We start from the raw sequence: 17,700 nt of genomic DNA on the forward strand, positions 1-17,700 counted from the left end.
TGGCGAAAATGCCTTTCTCGCTCCAACGCTTCCACCGGCTGTAGAGCGTCTTGTGCGGCCCATACTCCCTGGGGGCATCTCGCCAGCGCAAACCATTGCGATTGATGAAGATAATCCCGCTTAGAACACGCTTGTCATCGACGCGTGGCTTGCCGTGCGACTTCGGGAAGAAAGGGGCAAGCTTGGCCATCTGCTCGTCGGTCAGCCAGTACAGGTCGCTCATGTCACCGCTCCGTTTTCCGAGCCGTGAATCACGTAGCACACTGAAAATCAATGCATCCTGACCCTAACCAATGGCAACAGGCTTGAAGTTGAGCTTTGGGAGGAATTTTCCGGACGTCCGGACGAGGTGGCGCGGGTTGCGAATGGGATATTGGAGTTAATCGGCGACAGTGATGCGGAGATCCTGGCTTTCGATGAACCCGAAATCGAAGCGTCAGAAGGTCGAATAATGACCCGAGTTCATGTTTCCCGAGAACGAAACAGTACACTCGTGAAGAAAAAGAAAGCCGTCGCGCTGAGACAGCATGGCTGTCTTGCCTGTGAGGTCTGTGGTTTCGATTTCTTGCAAACCTACGGAGAGAGGGGCCGGGAATTTATCGAATGCCACCACACCCTGCCAATTTCATCGCTCGGTGAACACGGCAAGACGAACCTGAAGGACCTTGCCTTGGTCTGTTCCAACTGCCACCGGATGATACATGCTCGACGACCTTGGTGGTCAATTGACGATGCTAAGGCCGCGCTGATCGGCGCCAACGGATCAAGAGCCCAAAGCTGAAAGGAGCAATCTCGAAATCTGCCTCGCAAGAAACGGCGGCACGGCGTTTCCGACCTGGACATACTGCTGCGTGCGGTTGCCAAGAAACAGGTAATCGTCGGGAAAGGTCTGCAGACGAGCGGCCTCGCGAACCGTCAGGCTCCGGCACTGGATGGGATCGGGGTGAATGAAGTAGTGGCCATCCTTCGAGATGTGGCTCGTGACCGTGGTCGATGCCTCGTCCGCCAGCTGAACCCGGAAGCGGTCATTGAACACACCGCTGTGCCAGTTGCGGTGATCGGGGCTGAGCACCAGAGGAAAATCGGCGGCCTTCGGGCTGTAGCCACGGACGGTCCCGAACACGGCAGCAAACAGGTAGCGACCCAGATCCGATGCCATGTGCCCGCGCGTCTCGTGCTGGGCGATCGCGCGAAGTTCCGGTCGCTCGATCCACTGCAGCAACTCATCGTTCGAAGTGCCGTAGCCGTCTGGCAACCGTGAAGCAGCCCGAACGATAGGCGGGTTTTCCTTCACGCGCTCCGAAACGGTCAGGAACGCTTCACGGATCGCACGTTTCTCCTTCCCCTTGGAGATGCCGGCCAGCAGCTTCGCGGCGTCGAGGACTTCTTCTCGCCAGGCAGCCGCGTCGTCGCGCCCGCGGCTGATACCGCTTCGCAAGGCGGGCATCGTTTCGATGACATCGCGGACGGTCCGCGCCATCCCGGATACAGCGATCTCCGCATCGGCGGCCCGTCCTGCGAGGTCCGAACGGATGCCGACGATGATCACCCTGTGGCGACGCTGCGGAACTCCAAACGCCTCGGCGCGCACGATGAAATCCGAAGGCTGTGCCGCCTCCTGCAGGCTGGCCTTGCCATCCTCGACCCGGACGGCACGAAGTTCATAGTGATGTGCATGACCCGTGCCGAGCGAGGACAGATCCTCCATCAGCATCTCGAAGACAAGTCGGCTCTCGACGGTGGACGAAAGCATGCCCTTCACGTTTTCCATAACGAAGGCGGCCGGGCGAAGCTTGTCGAGGACCCGGATGTACTCGCGAAAGAGGTAGTGCCGCGCATCCTCCTCCGGGACGTAACCGACCTTGCCTCTGGAGCGAACGCGTCCCACCAGGGAATAGGCCTGACAGGGCGGGCCGCCGATCACGATCGTGTCGTCGTACTTTGCTTTCAGCGTCGCGATGGCGCCATCTATGGCGGTCGCCGCAGCTTCGGTGCCGAGCTCGAGCGCGCGGGCTTCGTCTATGGCATGCTGCCACGCTTCGGTATCGACGGCTGACCAGTCTGGTTCGGATGCCAGCCCGGCATGGAAATCGATGAACTCTTTCGGCAAGACGCCATGACGTGCACGGTACTCGCGCAGAAAGGCACGCAGCGTCAGGGTCCGATGGGCCGACGCCTCCTTCTCGACCGAAATGCCGATCCGGAACGGCGCATGGCCGTCCTCGACGAGGGAAGCGAACCCTTCGCCAAGTCCCCCCGGACCGGCGAACAGATCGACAATGCCGAAAGTGGAAGGCAAATCAGGCTCCTGACGAATTTCATTCAGCCGGTGTATACTAGGTTCAGGGACGAAAACCAGGACGGATGTGACCGATATCGTGGACCAGCAGACCCGTTCCCGGATGATGTCGGGGATCAAGGGAAAGAACACCAAGCCCGAGCTGGCTCTCAGGCGGGCATTGCACTCGCGCGGTTTTCGCTTCCGGCTTCATTCCGGCAAGGTTCACGGTCGACCCGACCTTGCCCTTCCGAAGCACCGCGCCGTGGTCTTCGTGCACGGCTGCTTCTGGCACCGACACGAGGGGTGCCGCTACGCGACCGTACCGGCAACCCGGCCGGAGTTCTGGCGGGCGAAGTTCGAAGCGAACGCCGCTCGAGACAGCGCCGTTCGCACAAGACTCCTCGAAGACGGGTGGCGCGTGGCGACGGTATGGGAGTGCGCATTGAGGAAGCCGGAACAGGTGGAAGCCTCGACGGAAAGCTTGTCGATCTGGCTGCGAACAGAAGAACTTCAGATCGAGATCGGCGACAACAGCGCACGCCGATCCTGAGCGGACCTCGCTGCGCTATTCGCAGGCCCGCGCCTGGTCCCGCATGACGGCAAAGTCGCTCAGCAACTCTACAATTGCGGACCCCTCAGGCAGCAGATCGAGTTCATCGGCCGCGCGCGCCTGGAACTCGCGGCTGTACTCGACAACCGGTGGGCAGACGGTGGCGATGCGCGGCTCAGAAATGCCCGTCGCCGAAGACGATGCGCGCCTGATCGCGGGTGGTCGCCGCGGCATAGACATGCGCGCCGGCCTCACCATCGGCGATCAGCGCGTAGAGCGCGATGCCTGCGAGCAGCGCGGATTTGCCATTCTTGCGCGCCACCTCGACATAGGCAGTGCGGAACCTCCTGAGCCCATCAGCGCGTTTCCAGCCAAAGACGGATCCGACCACGAATTGCTGCCATGGCTGCAGCACAAAGGGCTGGCCGGCCCATTCCCCGGTCGAGTGCCGCAGATGGCTGAAAAACTCGATCGCGTGCAGCGCGGCGGCGCGGTCCCAGGAGAGACTGCGGGTCTTGCCGGTCTTCAGGTCCTCCAGATGCCGTGCGCAGGCCAGCTTCACCAGCCGGCCGGCGGTGATCTTGCCGCCGGTGACCGCCTTTGCATAGGCGGTGACCGGGCACGCCGGTGCCTTCCGAGCGGTACCAGATTTACGCGCTGCTGCCACGGTTCAGATAATCCTCGAACGGGTCGCGGGTCTTGGACGGCTCTGCCATGCGCACCCGGGTGCGGCTGGATGGCGTCATCCCGAACTCACTCTCGATCTGGCCCATCTGCGCGAGGCATTTATTGGCCACCGCCAGGAACGGGTTCTGGATGATATTCCCGCCCACGGTCTTGACCACCGGGCCGCGGCGCTTGACCTCGGCCTCCGCCTCGAGCCAGCGGCGCCAGATCACCACGTAACGGGCCAGCGCGCCGACATCGAGTTCGGTCATCACCCCATGCCGCGCCAGCAGCGCGGCCATCTCGGTGAACTTCGCGGCAGCCGCTTCGTCGAGATGCTCGGGCGGGTCCGGGGTCGCGACCACCGGCTGCGGCTCATCCGGGTTCAGCCGGTGCGACCGGGCCGTGCCCTTGACCAGTTTGAGCTGCGTCGGCAGTGGCTTGCGACCGGGCATGGCAGGTTCTTCCGCATCTTCTCCAATGCAACGGGCACGAAGAATACGAAACTCGACGTCGACCCCTCGCAAATTGCGCGAGCGGACCCCATATGCAGTCAGCAACACTTGTTTTCGAATCTGCTCCTTTTCCGGCTCAGCTCTCGATCGTCAGCTTTGCCGGGTCGTTGCGTTGTGCGAACGACATACAGACAAGGAGTATCACGATGGCCAATGGCACCGTGAAATGGTTCAATTCCGCCAAGGGTTTCGGCTTCATCCAGCCAGAGAGCGGCTCGAAGGACATCTTCGTCCACATCTCTGCGGTCGAGCGGGCTGGCATCCACCAGCTGAATGACGGTCAGGCCGTTTCATTCGATCTGGAGCGCGACCGTAACGGTCGGGACTCGGCAACGAATCTCGTTCTCGCCTGAGCGAAACATCCATCATGAAGGCTGGGCGGCGGCTTGGCGCGCCTTCCTTCACCCAGCACCGGGTGCATAGCGTTCCCCGGTGCCGAACTTCCTGAAAGAACTGACTTTGATAGAAATCCACTGGGGCAAACCTTTGTCCTTTGTCGTTTCGTCTGCGGGCGAGATACAGAACTTCTCCACAGCCGAACAGGTCCGCTACTGGTTGCGAAAGAAATGGCCCGTCACCGACCAGGCGCGTGATCGTGCGCTTCACCAGGTGGAAGCTGCCATGGACTGCATGGCATCGGTCGCGACTGCGCGCCGCGCCTTCATCGTGGCGGCCAGATCGGCCGGCTTCGTATCGCGGCACCTCGCAGGTCAACCAGAGTACCGCGTTAACGCGTGATCCACGTCAACGACCACCAGATCGGCGGGCCGGTCCTTGCGCGGCGCTGACAATAATACGACCGCAGTGAAGCAACCCCGCTCGCGAAAGGAAAGCCGATGCCCAACTCCGAGGACCGAACCGACGCAGATCTCACATTTCTGATCCTGCAGAACTGCCACGACCTTGGCGTTGGCGACGGCCCTGCACAGGCGATGGTTGAGCGGGTGCTGAAAAACCGCCGAATGGCGCGGGCACCGAAGACCGCAGTCGAGTGACCGCGCGGTGTTTCATTGTGCACGCCGCATCCGGATCGCCTCGAACACCCTCCGCAAGGCGAAGGAACGGGCAATCGACATGACCGTGAATGCGGCGCCGATCTTCAGGTTCTGCGCCAGCGTGGTGTGCAGGCCGAAGATGGGAAAGATCAGGATCTGCGTGACAACCGCGACGCCGTAGCCGACGATCACGTTGGCGACGGACTCGGCCAGCGACATGAGACGGGATTGTTTCATGCCGCCTTGCTCCGGCTGCGCCGCTTGCGGGCGGAGGCATCACCGTCAGCGTCGCCATCCGCCTCCGCATCCGTGCCTGCGTGTTCACCAAGCCGCTCGGCCTTCACCTCGGCGAAGGTCCGACCGTCGCCGTCGAGGATCGCGTCCTTGCCGGTCTCGGCCTGCCAGCGTTCCACTGCGACATCGACATAGGCCGGGCTGATCTCCATCGCGAAGACGCGCCGACCGTTGACCTCGCCGGCCATGATCTGCGACCCGGAGCCGCAGAAGGGCTCATAGCAGAGCCCGCCGCGCGCGACGTGCTGGCGCATCGGAATGCCGAAGGCGTCGAGCGGCTTCGGCGTGGGATGGTCGGGGCGCTCGTCCCTGGCGAAACTCGGCATCTCCCAGGTCGAGGGCAGCGTCTGATCGGCCACTTTCGGCGGGCGGTTCGGACGCCGCCAGCCCATGAGGCAGGGTTCGTGCTTCCAGAGGTAATGCGACCGGGTCAGAACGCCCCGGTCCTTCACCCAGATGATCTGCTGGTGGACGAAGGCGCCGGCCTTTTCCCAGCAGGCTTCCAGCATCGCCTGACGGCGCGAGGCGTGCCAGCAATACCAGGCGGCATTCTCGGTGATCGCCTCGGCCAACGCGGCGGCGATGAAGCCGTCGTAGAGTTCGGCCCCCTGTGAGCTGTCGTCCCAGGTGGTGCCGTAGGAGGTCGACCAGTCCTTGTTGCGGGTCGGATGGTTCGAGCCGTCGTAATCCACCAGATAGGGTGGATCGGTGGCAAACAGCACGGCCCGCTCGCCATTCATCAGCCGGCGGACATCGTCGTGGGATGTGCTGTCCCCGCAGAGCAGCCGGTGCTCGCCGAGAATCCAGAGATCACCCGTCCGCGAGGCAGGGTTGCGCGGCAGTTCGGGAATGGTGACCGGCGGCGGGGACGAACTGTCCTCATCGACGGCGCCAGCCAGCAGCCGGTCCAGTTCCCCATCCTCGAAGCCCATGATGCCGAGATCGAAACCCGCCTCCTTCAGATCGCCGAGTTCCAGCGCCAGCAGGCTTTCGTCCCATCCCGCATTCAACGCGATGCGGTTGTCGGCCAGCACCAGCGCCCGGCGCTGGCTGTCGCTGAGGCCGGTCAAGGTGATCGCGGGCACCGTCGGCAGGCCCAGAAGCCGGGCCGCCAGCACCCGGCCATGGCCAGCGATCAGTGTTCCGTCCTCGGCAATCAGCACCGGGTTCACGAAGCCGAACTCGCGGATCGAGCCGGCGATCTCGGCGACCTGTGCGTCCGAATGCGTGCGCGCGTTGCGGGCATAAGGCACAAGGCAGTCGAGGCCGCGGTATTCGACGGTCAGCTGGCGATCAGTCACGATGTGGCTTCCTTCTGATTTGCCCTTCACCCCCCCCTCGCCATTTTGGCCGCGGATGCAGAAAGCTTGGCGCCCGGTCCGGGGCTGGAAGGCCCCAGAGATTTACCCTCCCCCCGGGGGGCGGTGGTTTATGGTTGGCGGCGGGCGTTGCCGAAGCCGCCATCCTCGCTCGCGGTCTTGCGACTGTGACAGCTGGCACAGAGCGGCTGCCAACCGTCCGGGTCCCAGAACCGCTCCGTGTCGCCGCGGTGCGGGATGATGTGATCGACGGTATTGGCGGCGCTCACACGGCCCTGACGCTGGCATTCCGCGCAGAGCGGGTGCCGGGCGAGAAACATCTGCCGCGCACGCTGCCAGCGGGCGGACTTGTAGAGCGCCCTGACCGCGGGGTCGCGGTTACGGTCAGCATCGCGGTCGCGTTCACGCTTGTCGCGTCGCCCCACCGGGCGATGGATCGGCGGGCGCACAGGCATGGGGCTCGCGAAATGGATGGAATGGGTGTGGGAACGATCGGTGGCGCTCATGGCGCTCTTCTCCCGATCATGCCCTGCTTGTAGCACGGATCTGTTGCATGTGTCGAACAGAAAAGTGTTGCAACACTTTGGACTCGTTCACGCATTCAGCCGCGCAGCGATCTTCGTGAGCGCCAGCTGCCAGCGCCGCCAGGCGGTGGTCCGGTCGCAGCCCATCTCGCCCGCGATCTGCTTCCACGGCACCCGTGCCGCGCGGGACCAGACCAGCCGCCGCTCGGCCTCCTCGATCCACAGCACCCAGTCGAAGGTCTGCTCGAGCCGGGTGATGGCTGCCGCCGAAGGCCAGACGCGCATCGGCTCCGGTTCCATGGCGGCGATCTCGCGGGGGCTGCGCAGTACCTGCGGCCAGCCGCTGAAATGCCCCCGTGCCTTCACCGCCGGCAGCTTGCGCAGGGTGCGGAACGCCTCCTCGAAGTGATCCGCCACATCGTCAGTGGTCCAGTGGCGCTCAGCCATCGCCGTGCCCTCCCTCGCTGGCGCGGGGGCCGTAGAGCTTGCAGCCCAGCTGCACGACCATCTCCCGCTCAGGCCAGCTCAGCCGCGGATCGTCGACCGAGACCGCCAGCAGCCCCAGCTCATGCCAGCCGTCCCGCCGGACCTGATCGGGGGCGCGGCGGGTGCCACCGTAACCGCGCGGCGTGAAGCGCATCATCGTCATCGTCTTGCAGGCCATCGTCATCTCCTGTCGTTCTGGCCGTCGTGATCGCGTGAGGCAGACACGAGGGGTGACGTGGAGGACCGCGGGCCCGGACGTCGCGGATGGGGGGTCCGGCCCGGAGGCCGGCCCTCCCATACGTAGTATGGGGAGATTCATTGTTCGACTTGTTCTGCGAGGCAGAGAGTTGATATTGCTTGCTTTTCTGCCTCCGAAGAAGTCGGACAAGGAAGTCAGACATGTCTGACTTCGACTTCCGTAAGTCATTGAAAAACAAGCCATCAGTCAGACAATCCCGGAAGTCTGACATTGTCGACTTATGTCGGACATGGCGTTTGTCAGACATCCACGACCTCCGGCCAGACCCAGACGGAGGGGTTCTCGACCTCGAGCGCGGCCCCCGAGGACGCGCAGCGGTAGTGGCTCGGAAGGACTGCGAGCCCCTGGCCCGTGATTTCCCCGGTCTCGGGATCGACCTGTTCCACGCGGCCGAAGCGCATGCCTTCGACGCACATGTAGCCGAAGCGGGACCGGACCAGCGGCAGGCCGTAGAGTGCGCCGTTGCGCTGGTACTTGATGAAGCCCTTGGTCGCGAGGACGTTGAGCCGGTCCTGGATGGTGTGCTGGCTGCCGAGGCCGGCGCGGTTCTCGAAGTTCGAGGCGAACTGGGTGGAGGTATAGAGCCGGCCTTCCGCAGCCTCCTCGTAGAGCAGGTCGAGGATCACCTCGGCCTTGCGATCGCGCTCGGCGTCGAGACGGGCCCCCACCTCCTGCCGCACGAGACGCTCGTGGCGGGCGTTCAGTTCGACCCAGGCGCCACCGATCTTGTCGACCAGCTTCGCCTCCAGGGCCGGTCCGTTGCGAAGTTCGATCTCGAGGCGGCGGGCGGTGCTGTCGTCGTCCGGGCGGTGCAGGATCATCGAGCAGCTGGCCGAGGCTGAAGCAGGCGAGCGGGGCTGTATGCGACTCCTGCCGCGGCGGCTGCGCAGGTCCGTTGCGCTCGATGTGACGCTGCCACAAGCGGCGTGTCTCTGCCTTCAGGCGCTCCTCCGGCCATGGCGGGCGCAGCATCGCGGCGTTATAGCTGCAGATCGCCTCCCAGGCCTCATCGAGCGTCATGCGCCCCTCATGGGCCTGGCGCAGGTAATGGCCGATCGCGGAACTGGCGCCCTGGAACCGTGTCCAGTCATCCGCCGCGCCTTCCCGCACCGGCGTGGTGAGCACGGCATCGACGGAGGGTTTTGCATCAGAATTGAAGTCGAGGGGCTTGCCCGATGACGACGGCTCTGCCAAGGCCGGCATGGCGATCGCCCGAGTCTCGAACTCGGCCAGATCGACCTCGATCGCCTGATGATCGATGATCCGGACCTGCGACCTCAGTCCATACTTGCCATGAACCGTGCCCGGCACCCGCACCGGCTGGTGGGCCGAGCCGAAGCTGCCGTCACCGCCGATCTTGCGGGCGATCTCGGCGCGCAGGCGGCAAAGACGGGCGATATCGTCGCCCTCGGCCGGTTCGGTCAGCTTCCACCACAGATGCAGCTTCTTCTGTCCGGCCTCCGTGACGCCGCCGCTCTCGACGGTCAGCGTCGCCGGGCCGAGATGGCAGATCAGATGCGCCCGCTTGTCCGCGATATCGCCCTCGTCGAGATCGACGACCAGTGCCTGCATCTGGACGACATGCTCGGCGCGGGCTTCGCCACGCTGCGCCACCGTGCCGGGGATGACATAGATGGCTCGGCCGATGGGCGCGGCTACCTCGGCACAGCCCGCGATGGTCGCGGCCGCACCCCCATCGGCCGGCAACCAGCGCAGATCACTCGGCGGCGGAGGCACAACACCCTTTTCCGGCAGGCCGCGCAGCGGGATCAGACCGTCACACCAAGAGTAGACGACATCGAGAAACAGCGCGATCTGCGCCGGATCGACCGCCGGCACGCTCATTGTAGCCGCCCTTCGCTGGGCTCCAGATCGGCGGGCTGGATATAGACCGCGAAGAGGTCCTCGCCATCCTCATGCTGGCCGGCTGCTTCGAAGAAGTAATACCGGTCTGGCATCACCAGCTCGGTCAGCTCCCAGCGGCGATAATAGCCGGGAAGGCGCTTCAGGAGATCAGGCGGCGGAATGGGCGGCAGGGTCATCGATCGGGCTCGTGAACAGGGGCTTCACCTGTTCAAAAGCCAATCCCGAAGACCGATCGGGACATTGAAGCCGCGATCAAATGTGATATCTATAATTAAAATTGATATCTAGCGAGCTTCATCATGGCCCAGATCGTCGTACGCCAGATCCCGGAAGAGGTGCATCGCGCGCTGAAGGCGCAGGCGGCTGCCCATGGTCGCAGCGCCGAGGCCGAGTTGCGCGAGATCATTGCCCGCGCGGTGCTGCCGCAGTCGCGCCCGCGCGCGGGTGATCTGATGCGCAGTATCTGGTCCGGCGCCGAGACGGACGACCTTTCGGTCGAACGCGACCGGACGCCCGCGAAGCCGGCCGGTTTCGAATGATCATCCTCGACACCAATGTCGTCTCGGAGACGATGAAGCCGGCGCCAGAGCCGCGGGTGATCGACTGGCTCAACCGGCAAGAGCTGACCACCCTGCACCTGACCACCATCAGCCTGGCCGAGTTGCGGTTCGGCATTGCATGCCTGGACGCTGGGCGTCGTCGGGACGATCTTGACGCGCGGCTCGAGCAGATGCTGGCCGAGGTATTTCCGGCACGTATCCTGTCGTTCGACGAGGCCGCTGCCAGTGCCTTCGGAGTATTGATGGCAACGGCGCGCCGGCAGGGACAGGCCGTGAGTTTTGCCGATGGCGCGATTGCTGCCATTGCCGCGGCACAGGGCTATCCCGTCGCCAGCCGCGACACCGCGCCCTTCGCCGCCATGGGCGTAGAGGTGGTGGATCCGTGGCACGAGGCGGCTCAAGGCCGGTAATGGCCTCGCAGGCGCGCGGCGGCGCGTTGATAACGTTTCCGCGCCGCCCCATCGGACAGGCCGAGCGCGCTTGCCATCTCGATCTGATTCAAGCCGTCCACCGCGACGCCAAGGACCAGATCGGCATCTGACCCGATTACCGCCGACAGATCAGCCCGCAATTCCGCCCGCATCCGGGCCCGTTCCGCCCATGACGGCGGCGCGGCAATCCAGTCGGGTTCTACCTCCGCGCAAGATTGCTGGCGGTCGATCTCGCGTCGATGGGCGCGCAACAGATCGCGTTCGGTGTTCATTAGCACGGTGGCGGCGATATTGGTGACGCGACCGAGATCAAGGGTCCGGATGATTTCCGTGCTGAGGGCCAGCAGGTCGGAGCTGATCTCGTCAGCAGTGCCGACACGACGACGCAGGCAGCGGTTGCGGATCGCATCGAGCCCCGGCCACAGGGAAAGCAGCATGACGTGCAGGGCCAATCCCGCGGGACGATCGCGGCCTTGTGACCTGCGCACGAGGGCGGCGAGAATGGCGTTTCGCCCATCGAAATCGAGATGCCCATGATGTAGGGCGCCGAGCAGCGCGACAATATCGGCGTAAGGCCGAAGCGCCGGTTCGGCCGACCGGACGGCACGATAATCGCATCGGGATTGCAGGGTTGCAGATGAACGGGCGAGATCCTCGCGGATCGCGGACCAGGAGAAAGACACGGGACGCCAGCCTTCCGGCCGGGCGTCCAGCGCCTCTCTCGGGCCTCAGGGCGTCATGCGCCTCTGATGATCGGGAAATCGGGTGGAACGGCGCGGCTTAGCGCGCCGCACCAGTGGCTTGGTTCAGGGTGCCGCAGCGGCGGCAGGTCGCCGTCGCCGGGAAGCTGAACAGATATTCGTGACCGCGCGCGAAGCTCACATGCATCAGCCCGTCACGGTGGATGCCAAGCAGTGCGCCGCAGCGGCAGCAACGCCAGTCATTTCCGGACCTGCGGGGCGTACGGTCCAGGGTGCGGCGCACTGCCGGGAGGTGGGAGATTTGGCTCGGCATTTGGAATGCTCCTTCGTTGATGGAGCACCTCAAATGAAGCAGAGAATCGGAGTTAGTCAGACCCCCCGAACGGAGTTGGAACGGAGTTGGCGGTCAGGTCGCGATTTCCCACAAGCCGCGTTTGGGCGAGCGCAGGAAGTCGGCCTTCAGCTTGCTCCACAAGGACTGACCAAAGATGTTGCCGAGTGATTGGTTGCCAATGCCAGCAACCATGTCGTCTGTTTTCATGGGTGTCGGATACGCCTGCACCAGACGATCGATGACCATCACACGCTGGGCACCGACGATATCGATAGTGCCTTTTCCGGGGACACTCAGCACACCGGCGCCGTTGCCCGACTTGTGAAACTCCACGGCAGCGCCACCTTGGGCCAGAGATCGGTTCCGACGAAACGCCGATATGAGGCTCGTCATGTCTACGGCAATTTCGGTTGCCTCCAGCAGGATATGGTCGGCAAGTCTCGCGAGCACATTTGCTGCCACGCAGGAGCCGGCGGCGTCCCCCGCCTGCAGGACGAGCCCGATCCCCTGCTTGTCCCGCGCGCGAAGCTCGGTATCGATGGCGGCGCGGACCCGCTCGTCCTCGAGTCTGCGGGCGAGATAGAGCGGCACGTCACTTCCGTCGATTTCGAGACCGCCGAGCGCGATGAGGTCGGGCCGGATGTTCTCCATCGCTGCGATGTCCAGCGCCTTGCCAAGCTGCTCGCGCAGGTGGCTGGCGACCCAACCGTCTCGGATCCGATAGACACGGTAGCGCTCCGGCAGCGCGGCCGACGATGACTGGCCATCGGTCGAGTATAGCTCGAGTCCCTCAGGACGCTCCACGACCTTTGCCACATGTTCCGCAAAATCGTCTTCATCGTCGATCAGGTCGTCACCCTCCCAACCTGAGGGGACCAGGAACCCGAGATCGAGCAGGGTTTTGACGTCTACCCCCCGCTCGTGAAGCCAGGCACCGTTTATGCGGTCAGACCCCAGGTTCCACAAAGCCAGCAACGCAGGCAGCACAGCCATGCTCTCTCTGGGCGTCGGTGCGCGACCATCACGCAATATGCCCCAGTGGCGGAGCAAGCGGTGACCGAGGACGCGCTCGAACGGATCATGCAGGCTCAGCAGGCTCGTAGTGTTTCGATCCGTCAGGGTGAAGTCCAGCGTACGCTCGCCGTCCACGCCCCCCCGCCGGTACTGAACAGCGATTTCCACGAACCGGATCGCGAGAGCATTGCGAAATATCCTCTCGAGTCCCGGCTGATCGCTGATCAGCTGGCCGATGTCCTCATCCAGGGACGTCGAGACCGACAGCCTGTTGGCGAGATTTCCGATACTGATGTCCACGCGGATCACGCGAGCTCGCAGGATGCTTGCATCGTCGAACTCGGGGAGTTCCAGATCGAACCCGTTAAAGAACCGCGCGATGTCGTAGGCCTGAAAATCGACAGGTTGTTGCGAGGGCTCCTGTTCGAGGACCGTCCTGATGAAGCTCTCGGCCGCATCGTGGCGAAGCTTTCGGGTCCCAGCACGGACATGCACGCGCCCGGTACTCGGGGTGTGCACGATCATGATTTCCCCTGGTGGGCGGAAATACATTGTCGTGCGCTGCCCGTCGTCGTGAAGTTCCCGCACACTGGTAGGAGCTTCCGGGTGAACCACAAGGTACATGACCTCGGCGGGCTCATCGCCGTCCTGGGGAATGGCGAACCGGTCGACTTCATATCCGTCGCCCCGATCGAGTCTATCCCGCAGATCGTCCAGCAGGGTGTCCAGCGCCGATGAGGCGACATCAGCCACGCCGTCTTGCACAGGCGCGACCATGAACGTCTGGTAGTGGCGGTCATAGCGGCGGTAGAGCCGCAAATGCAGGGTGTTCTCTGCAGCCTCGAACAGCATCGGCTCGTTGAGATAGGTCCAAAAGCTGCGTGCCAGCGAGTCGCGCTGCCCATCGAATTGCCGTTTCCGGTCGGGCGGCATTTTGGTGCGGACAAGTCCGTCCAGCGCGAACTGGCCGCGATCTGACGACATGTTGACGATACGAGCTGCCTCGGTTTCGAGGGGTGACAGCTTCTCCTTCCGCTGTTCGCGCAACATGGCTGCCGCAGGCACATCTCCATCGGCGCCATCGGGTTCGAAATGGTAATCTGCCAACCATGTCAGCTTGTCGAAGACACGCATTCGCAGGAATGCGGCAATCATCGAGGGCTCGGCATCGTCGAACAGCCGCGACAGGTTGGGACAGGATTTGGCCGGCGCACGAACCACGTGTACCTCCGTGATCAAGGTTTCGTGAAGGCTAACCTCACATGGCCCCCCGACGCAAAGAATCTTCGATCGCTGTCCCGATTTGCTTCCTGAACCGGCTTTTCATCGTCGAGAACCCTGCGAGTTACCGATGATGAAACGTCCCAACCCTCTGTCACCCTTCCTGATGACCGCCGCCGAGCGCCGCGCCGAGCTCTGCGGCCTGCTGGCACTCGGGCTGGTTCGGTTGCTCGGGCAGGATGGGCGCGAAGTATCTGACAATACTGGAGAACGTTGCCTACACTATCCCGACGACCAATGCCGTCATGCAACTCCAACTCACCGGAGAAACGCATGATGAAGTCCGATCCCATCCCCGCGCGCCTAGCCGCGCTGAAGTCCATGTCCGTCCCCCAGTTGAAGTCGGAGTGGCAGACGATCTTTGCCACATCGGCACCGAATAACAGCCGGGCGTTCCTTGAGAGCCGGTTGGCCTACCGCATCCAGGAGCTGACGTATGGAGGCCCTGATCGCGAAACCCGGCGCATGCTAGACCTGCTGGCCGACGAGGTCAGCGGCACCCTGACACGCAAGAGCCAGATCGCCGATCCTCGCAATCCGGTGGTCGGCACGAGGCTGATCCGCGAATGGAACGGGGTCGAGCACACGATCACGGTCTTGCGGGACGGGTTCGAGTGGCAGGGGCGACCGTACAAATCCCTGTCCGCGATTGCGCGGGCGATCACCGGGACGCGCTGGAATGGCTACCGCTTCTTCGGGTTGCGCGAACGAAAGCGGGGGAATGATTGATGGATCAGCGCGCAAATCCCATCCGCCGCCAACGCTGCGCCATCTACACGCGCAAGTCCTCCGAGGAAGGGCTGGAACAGGAGTTCAACAGCCTGCACGCCCAGCGGGAGGCCTGCGAGGCGTATATCGCCAGCCAACGCTCCGAAGGCTGGGCTCTGGTCCGCGATCAGTATGACGATGGCGGGATCTCGGGCGGCACGCTGGAACGGCCCGGCCTCAAGCAGCTTCTGGCCGACATCGAAGATGGCCTGATCGATGTGGTGGTCGTCTACAAGATCGACCGCCTGTCGCGCTCGCTGATGGACTTCTCGAAGCTGGTCGAGGTCTTCGACCGCAACGGCGTGACCTTCGTCTCGGTCACGCAGTCCTTCAACACCACCACCTCCATGGGGCGGCTGACGCTGAACATCCTGCTGTCATTCGCGCAGTTCGAGCGCGAGGTCACAGCCGAGCGCATCCGTGACAAGGTCCGCGCCTCCCGAATGAAGGGCATGTGGATGGGCGGCTATGTCCCACTCGGGTACGATGTGAAGGACCGCAAGCTCGTGGTGAACGAGGAAGAGGCCGCCACCGTGCGGGGCATCTTCGAGAGGTTCGTCGATGTCGGATCAGCGACCGTGCTGGCCCGCGAACTGCGCCGCAAGGGGCTCCGCAACAAACAGGGGACCTTGGTCGACAAGGGATATCTCTACAGGGTGCTGGTGAACCGCGTCTATCGCGGCGACGCGGTCCACAAGGGCAAGGCCTATCCCGGCGAGCATCAGGCCATCATCGACGAGCAACTGTGGGATCAGGTCCATGCCATCTTGCGGCAGAACCCGCGAAAGCGCGCCAACAACACGCGCGCGCAGGCGCCTGCGTTGCTCAAGGGCCTGATCTTCACGGCAACGGGCGCCGCCATGACGCCGAGCAGCACGAAGAAGGGCGCGCGGCGATACCGGTACTACGTCTCGATGGACGTCATCAAGAATCGTGAACCCAGCGACGAGGGCATCCCGCGCCGTCTTCCTGCCGACCTCGTGGAAGCGGCCGTGGTGACCGAGCTGCGGCGGGTGATGCGCGCCCCGTCGATCACGGCACAGGTCATCGCCCACTTGGCGCGTGAGGGCCACTCCTTCGCTGAGGCCGACGTGATCTCTGCGCTGCAGACGTTCGAGGACGTCTGGAGCCAGCTGTTCCCTGCAGAGCAGACCCGGATCGTGCAGTTGCTGGTGCGCCGGGTCACCGTGACGTCCGAGGGGCTGGTCATCGATATCCGGACCGACGGCGTCTCGGGCGTCATGCGCGACATGATGGCCCCACGAAAGAAGGTGGCGGCGGAATGATGAACCCCGACGAGTCCCTCCAGGTCTTCGTGCCGCTCAAGGTTCGCAAGCAGAACGGGCGGCCGAAGATCATGCCGCCCTCCACCTATCTGCCCAGCGAAGACCGGACACAGGATCCGCACATCCTGCGCGCCATCGGCCGGGCGTGGGGCTGGCGGCGGCGCATGGAAGCTGGTGAATTCAATACGGTTACCGATCTGGCAAAAGCCGTGGGGCTTGCCGAACGCCATGTCAGCCGACAGCTGCGGCTCGCCTATCTCGCGCCGGGGGTCCTCAAGCGCTTGGTCTACAAGCGCGAGGTGCCCGCCGTGACCCTGTTGAAACTGACCGATGTCGCGGCCCTGCCGTGGCACGAACAGCCGGAGCGGGTGTTCGACTGAGCCTCAGTGAAAGCTCGCCTGAAACGTCGTCGCAGTCAGCGAGACATGCGCGTCCAGTGGCGGGTGCAGCTCGAACGCCTTCGGATCGCGCGAGAAATTCCACAGCCGGAACAGCCGCCATTCCGACCGGCGCTCCTCGGCCACGGCCAGTTCGTTGCGGGTGATGTGGAAGGGCGTGCGCTCCCATCCGTTCGTCGTCTTGACCTCGATCAGCCGCGGGAGACCGTCCGGGGCGAAGCTCGCGATGTCGTAGCCCGCCCCGTCGCCATCCTCCTCCGACACCCAGCGCACCTTGCGCGCCAGATCGTCCCGTCCTGCCGTCCGCAATGCCGCCCGTTCATGCGCCAGCACACGTTCCTCGCCCGCGCGGCCGAGAGCCCGGTTGCGCTCGTCCCGGCCCGCCACGTCGAACTTGCGGGCGATGTGCAGCATCTGGTCCAGTTCCTGCGGAGGCGGTTGGTTCGACAGCGTCGGCGGCGGCCCGATCCAGATCTGCGCCGCTTCGCCTAGGCCAGCGGCGGGTTGCAGCCCAGGTTGGCGCCCGAGCCAGGCCGAGTTCAGCGCCAGCCACCGCGCCACGGCATCCACCAAGGTCATCTGGAAGTTGAACGCGGGCTTGTAGCCGGGGATCCAGTCCTCGCCGAGCCCCTTCAGCACCGCGCTGATGTTCTGGTGCTTGAACTCGACGGACCCCTCGGACCGGTCGTTCAGCAGCGGCAGCAGCGCGCGGCGGTGCTCGGCCTTGCTGTAGCGGCGCGCAGAGATGTCGTCGGCCAGCATCGCGAAGTAATCCGCGACGATCAGGTCATTCTCTTCATCCGTCCAAGGCCCGTTCGACATTGCGCCAGGCTATGGGCACGAAGTGTGTTTGTCATCAGAGCCTTCCGGCAGGGTTTTCGCTTCTGTCGCTGGCGCACGTGCCGGTGCGACGGCCTCGTGATCGGCCGCCACGGAGCCGTCCTTCTGGCCGCCCTGCGCCTTCGTGTCGGTCTTCGTCACCGGATTATCTCGCGAACGGGGCGAACCCCTGAACGCGGCAACCCATTGGAAATACGAGGGTGTCTTACGCCGTCCCGTGACCGTCGAGGGGCGCTCGAAGAGAGACACAGGCCATTCGGAGACCCATTCTCCGTCAACCGCTCAGTCTCTGCAGGGCGGATGACCTTGCCAACGCCCTTTGAAACAAAAAG

The 17,700-nt window shown here is 63.9% G+C and carries 25 protein-coding genes; 11 read left to right on the top strand and 14 right to left on the bottom strand.

Features of this window, described 5'->3' with window-relative positions:
• Nucleotides 1–223, bottom strand: a 223-nt coding sequence (locus tag BLT64_RS23385; RefSeq protein WP_139171654.1) for a transposase, incomplete at its 3' end; no start/stop codon positions are given.
• A 150-nt stretch (nucleotides 224–373) separates the two neighbouring features.
• On the opposite strand from BLT64_RS23385, the gene BLT64_RS23390 reads away from it, so the two are divergent.
• Nucleotides 374–781, top strand: coding sequence for an HNH endonuclease (locus BLT64_RS23390; protein ID WP_232290452.1), 408 nt, complete (start codon nucleotides 374–376; stop codon nucleotides 779–781).
• Here the strand turns inward: BLT64_RS23390 and BLT64_RS23395 are convergent.
• Nucleotides 764–2,299 (bottom strand): DNA cytosine methyltransferase, encoded by a 1,536-nt coding sequence (locus tag BLT64_RS23395; RefSeq protein ID WP_011748348.1) that lies wholly within the window; start codon nucleotides 2,297–2,299, stop codon nucleotides 764–766. The genes BLT64_RS23390 and BLT64_RS23395 overlap by 18 nt on opposite strands.
• Nucleotides 2,300–2,366: 67 nt before the next feature.
• On the opposite strand from BLT64_RS23395, the gene BLT64_RS23400 reads away from it, so the two are divergent.
• Nucleotides 2,367–2,831: a very short patch repair endonuclease gene (locus BLT64_RS23400; RefSeq protein ID WP_011748349.1), complete on the top strand. Its 465-nt coding sequence runs from the start codon at nucleotides 2,367–2,369 to the stop codon at nucleotides 2,829–2,831.
• A gap of 175 nt (nucleotides 2,832–3,006) precedes the next feature.
• Here BLT64_RS23400 and BLT64_RS23410 read toward each other — a convergent pair whose 3' ends face one another.
• Nucleotides 3,007–3,498: a terminase large subunit domain-containing protein gene (locus BLT64_RS23410; RefSeq protein ID WP_011748350.1), complete on the bottom strand. Its 492-nt coding sequence runs from the start codon at nucleotides 3,496–3,498 to the stop codon at nucleotides 3,007–3,009.
• Nucleotides 3,482–3,952: a phage terminase small subunit P27 family gene (locus BLT64_RS23415; RefSeq protein ID WP_011748351.1), complete on the bottom strand. Its 471-nt coding sequence runs from the start codon at nucleotides 3,950–3,952 to the stop codon at nucleotides 3,482–3,484. Before BLT64_RS23415 ends, BLT64_RS23410 begins: the two co-directional genes overlap by 17 nt.
• 206 nt (nucleotides 3,953–4,158) lie before the next feature.
• Here BLT64_RS23415 and BLT64_RS23420 point away from each other — a divergent pair, with 206 nt between their 5' ends.
• The 3 genes from BLT64_RS23420 to BLT64_RS27030 all read left to right on the top strand — a co-directional run bounded on the left by BLT64_RS23420 (nucleotide 4,159) and on the right by BLT64_RS27030 (nucleotide 5,007).
• Nucleotides 4,159–4,365, top strand: coding sequence for a cold-shock protein (locus BLT64_RS23420; protein WP_011748352.1), 207 nt, complete (start codon nucleotides 4,159–4,161; stop codon nucleotides 4,363–4,365).
• A 79-nt stretch (nucleotides 4,366–4,444) separates the two neighbouring features.
• Nucleotides 4,445–4,750 (top strand): DUF982 domain-containing protein, encoded by a 306-nt coding sequence (locus tag BLT64_RS23425; RefSeq protein WP_011748353.1) that lies wholly within the window; start codon nucleotides 4,445–4,447, stop codon nucleotides 4,748–4,750.
• 98 nt (nucleotides 4,751–4,848) lie between these two features.
• Nucleotides 4,849–5,007 (top strand): hypothetical protein, encoded by a 159-nt coding sequence (locus BLT64_RS27030; protein WP_157137435.1) that lies wholly within the window; start codon nucleotides 4,849–4,851, stop codon nucleotides 5,005–5,007.
• Nucleotides 5,008–5,019: 12 nt separating this feature from the next.
• Here the strand turns inward: BLT64_RS27030 and BLT64_RS23430 are convergent, their stop codons facing one another.
• From BLT64_RS23430 to BLT64_RS27515, 6 genes are all read right to left on the bottom strand, one after another.
• Complete coding sequence (locus BLT64_RS23430; RefSeq protein ID WP_011748354.1) at nucleotides 5,020–5,244, bottom strand: DUF7220 family protein; 225 nt, start codon at nucleotides 5,242–5,244, stop codon at nucleotides 5,020–5,022.
• Nucleotides 5,241–6,602, bottom strand: a complete 1,362-nt coding sequence (locus BLT64_RS23435; RefSeq protein WP_049792366.1) for a site-specific DNA-methyltransferase — start codon at nucleotides 6,600–6,602, stop codon at nucleotides 5,241–5,243. Before BLT64_RS23435 ends, BLT64_RS23430 begins: the two co-directional genes overlap by 4 nt.
• Before the next feature lie 128 nt (nucleotides 6,603–6,730).
• Nucleotides 6,731–7,126, bottom strand: a complete 396-nt coding sequence (locus tag BLT64_RS23440; protein WP_011748356.1) for an HNH endonuclease — start codon at nucleotides 7,124–7,126, stop codon at nucleotides 6,731–6,733.
• An 87-nt stretch (nucleotides 7,127–7,213) separates the two neighbouring features.
• A complete protein-coding gene (locus BLT64_RS23445) occupies nucleotides 7,214–7,591 on the bottom strand; it encodes a DUF6362 family protein (protein ID WP_011748357.1) in 378 nt (125 codons plus the stop codon).
• Nucleotides 7,584–7,808 (bottom strand): hypothetical protein, encoded by a 225-nt coding sequence (locus BLT64_RS23450; protein WP_232290453.1) that lies wholly within the window; start codon nucleotides 7,806–7,808, stop codon nucleotides 7,584–7,586. The genes BLT64_RS23445 and BLT64_RS23450 overlap by 8 nt, the downstream gene beginning before the upstream one ends.
• 320 nt (nucleotides 7,809–8,128) lie before the next feature.
• Complete coding sequence (locus tag BLT64_RS27515) at nucleotides 8,129–8,710, bottom strand: hypothetical protein (protein WP_049792326.1); 582 nt, start codon at nucleotides 8,708–8,710, stop codon at nucleotides 8,129–8,131.
• Between the two features lie 430 nt (nucleotides 8,711–9,140).
• Between BLT64_RS27515 and BLT64_RS27520 the strand changes: the two genes are divergently transcribed.
• Nucleotides 9,141–9,779, top strand: a complete 639-nt coding sequence (locus tag BLT64_RS27520; RefSeq protein WP_049792327.1) for a hypothetical protein — start codon at nucleotides 9,141–9,143, stop codon at nucleotides 9,777–9,779.
• On the opposite strand, the gene BLT64_RS23465 is transcribed toward BLT64_RS27520, so the two are convergent.
• Nucleotides 9,731–9,931 carry a hypothetical protein gene (locus BLT64_RS23465; protein ID WP_011748360.1) on the bottom strand — a complete coding sequence of 67 codons (201 nt, stop codon included), beginning with the start codon at nucleotides 9,929–9,931 and terminating at the stop codon, nucleotides 9,731–9,733. The two genes, BLT64_RS27520 and BLT64_RS23465, sit on opposite strands and share 49 nt — an antisense overlap.
• A gap of 123 nt (nucleotides 9,932–10,054) precedes the next feature.
• On the opposite strand from BLT64_RS23465, the gene BLT64_RS23470 reads away from it, so the two are divergent.
• On the top strand, nucleotides 10,055–10,294 hold the full coding sequence (locus BLT64_RS23470) for a FitA-like ribbon-helix-helix domain-containing protein (protein WP_011748361.1): 240 nt from the start codon (nucleotides 10,055–10,057) through the stop codon (nucleotides 10,292–10,294).
• A complete protein-coding gene (locus BLT64_RS23475; protein WP_011748362.1) occupies nucleotides 10,291–10,725 on the top strand; it encodes a type II toxin-antitoxin system VapC family toxin in 435 nt (144 codons plus the stop codon). The genes BLT64_RS23470 and BLT64_RS23475 overlap by 4 nt, the downstream gene beginning before the upstream one ends.
• On the opposite strand, the gene BLT64_RS23480 is transcribed toward BLT64_RS23475, so the two are convergent.
• Both BLT64_RS23480 and BLT64_RS23490 read right to left on the bottom strand, forming a co-directional pair.
• Nucleotides 10,713–11,429 carry an RNA polymerase sigma factor gene (locus BLT64_RS23480; protein ID WP_011748363.1) on the bottom strand — a complete coding sequence of 239 codons (717 nt, stop codon included), beginning with the start codon at nucleotides 11,427–11,429 and terminating at the stop codon, nucleotides 10,713–10,715. The genes BLT64_RS23475 and BLT64_RS23480 overlap by 13 nt on opposite strands.
• A 424-nt stretch (nucleotides 11,430–11,853) precedes the next feature.
• Nucleotides 11,854–14,016: a hypothetical protein gene (locus BLT64_RS23490; protein WP_011748365.1), complete on the bottom strand. Its 2,163-nt coding sequence runs from the start codon at nucleotides 14,014–14,016 to the stop codon at nucleotides 11,854–11,856.
• 333 nt (nucleotides 14,017–14,349) lie between these two features.
• Between BLT64_RS23490 and BLT64_RS23500 the strand changes: the two genes are divergently transcribed.
• From BLT64_RS23500 to BLT64_RS23510, 3 genes are read left to right on the top strand one after another with little or no spacing between them, the layout of a single operon-like run.
• Nucleotides 14,350–14,805, top strand: a complete 456-nt coding sequence (locus tag BLT64_RS23500) for a DUF2924 domain-containing protein (RefSeq protein ID WP_011748367.1) — start codon at nucleotides 14,350–14,352, stop codon at nucleotides 14,803–14,805.
• Nucleotides 14,805–16,130: a recombinase family protein gene (locus tag BLT64_RS23505; RefSeq protein ID WP_011748368.1), complete on the top strand. Its 1,326-nt coding sequence runs from the start codon at nucleotides 14,805–14,807 to the stop codon at nucleotides 16,128–16,130. The genes BLT64_RS23500 and BLT64_RS23505 overlap by 1 nt, the downstream gene beginning before the upstream one ends.
• The gene (locus BLT64_RS23510) at nucleotides 16,127–16,510 is read left to right on the top strand and encodes a hypothetical protein (protein ID WP_011748369.1); all 384 of its coding nucleotides are present in this window, start codon (nucleotides 16,127–16,129) and stop codon (nucleotides 16,508–16,510) included. Before BLT64_RS23505 ends, BLT64_RS23510 begins: the two co-directional genes overlap by 4 nt.
• 3 nt (nucleotides 16,511–16,513) lie before the next feature.
• Here the strand turns inward: BLT64_RS23510 and BLT64_RS23515 are convergent, their stop codons facing one another.
• Nucleotides 16,514–17,350 carry a protein NO VEIN domain-containing protein gene (locus BLT64_RS23515; protein ID WP_011748370.1) on the bottom strand — a complete coding sequence of 279 codons (837 nt, stop codon included), beginning with the start codon at nucleotides 17,348–17,350 and terminating at the stop codon, nucleotides 16,514–16,516.
• Nucleotides 17,351–17,700: the final 350 nt, after the last annotated feature.

This window comes from Paracoccus denitrificans, from assembly GCF_900100045.1.
In the GTDB taxonomy this organism is placed as follows: Bacteria; Pseudomonadota; Alphaproteobacteria; order Rhodobacterales; family Rhodobacteraceae; genus Paracoccus; species Paracoccus denitrificans.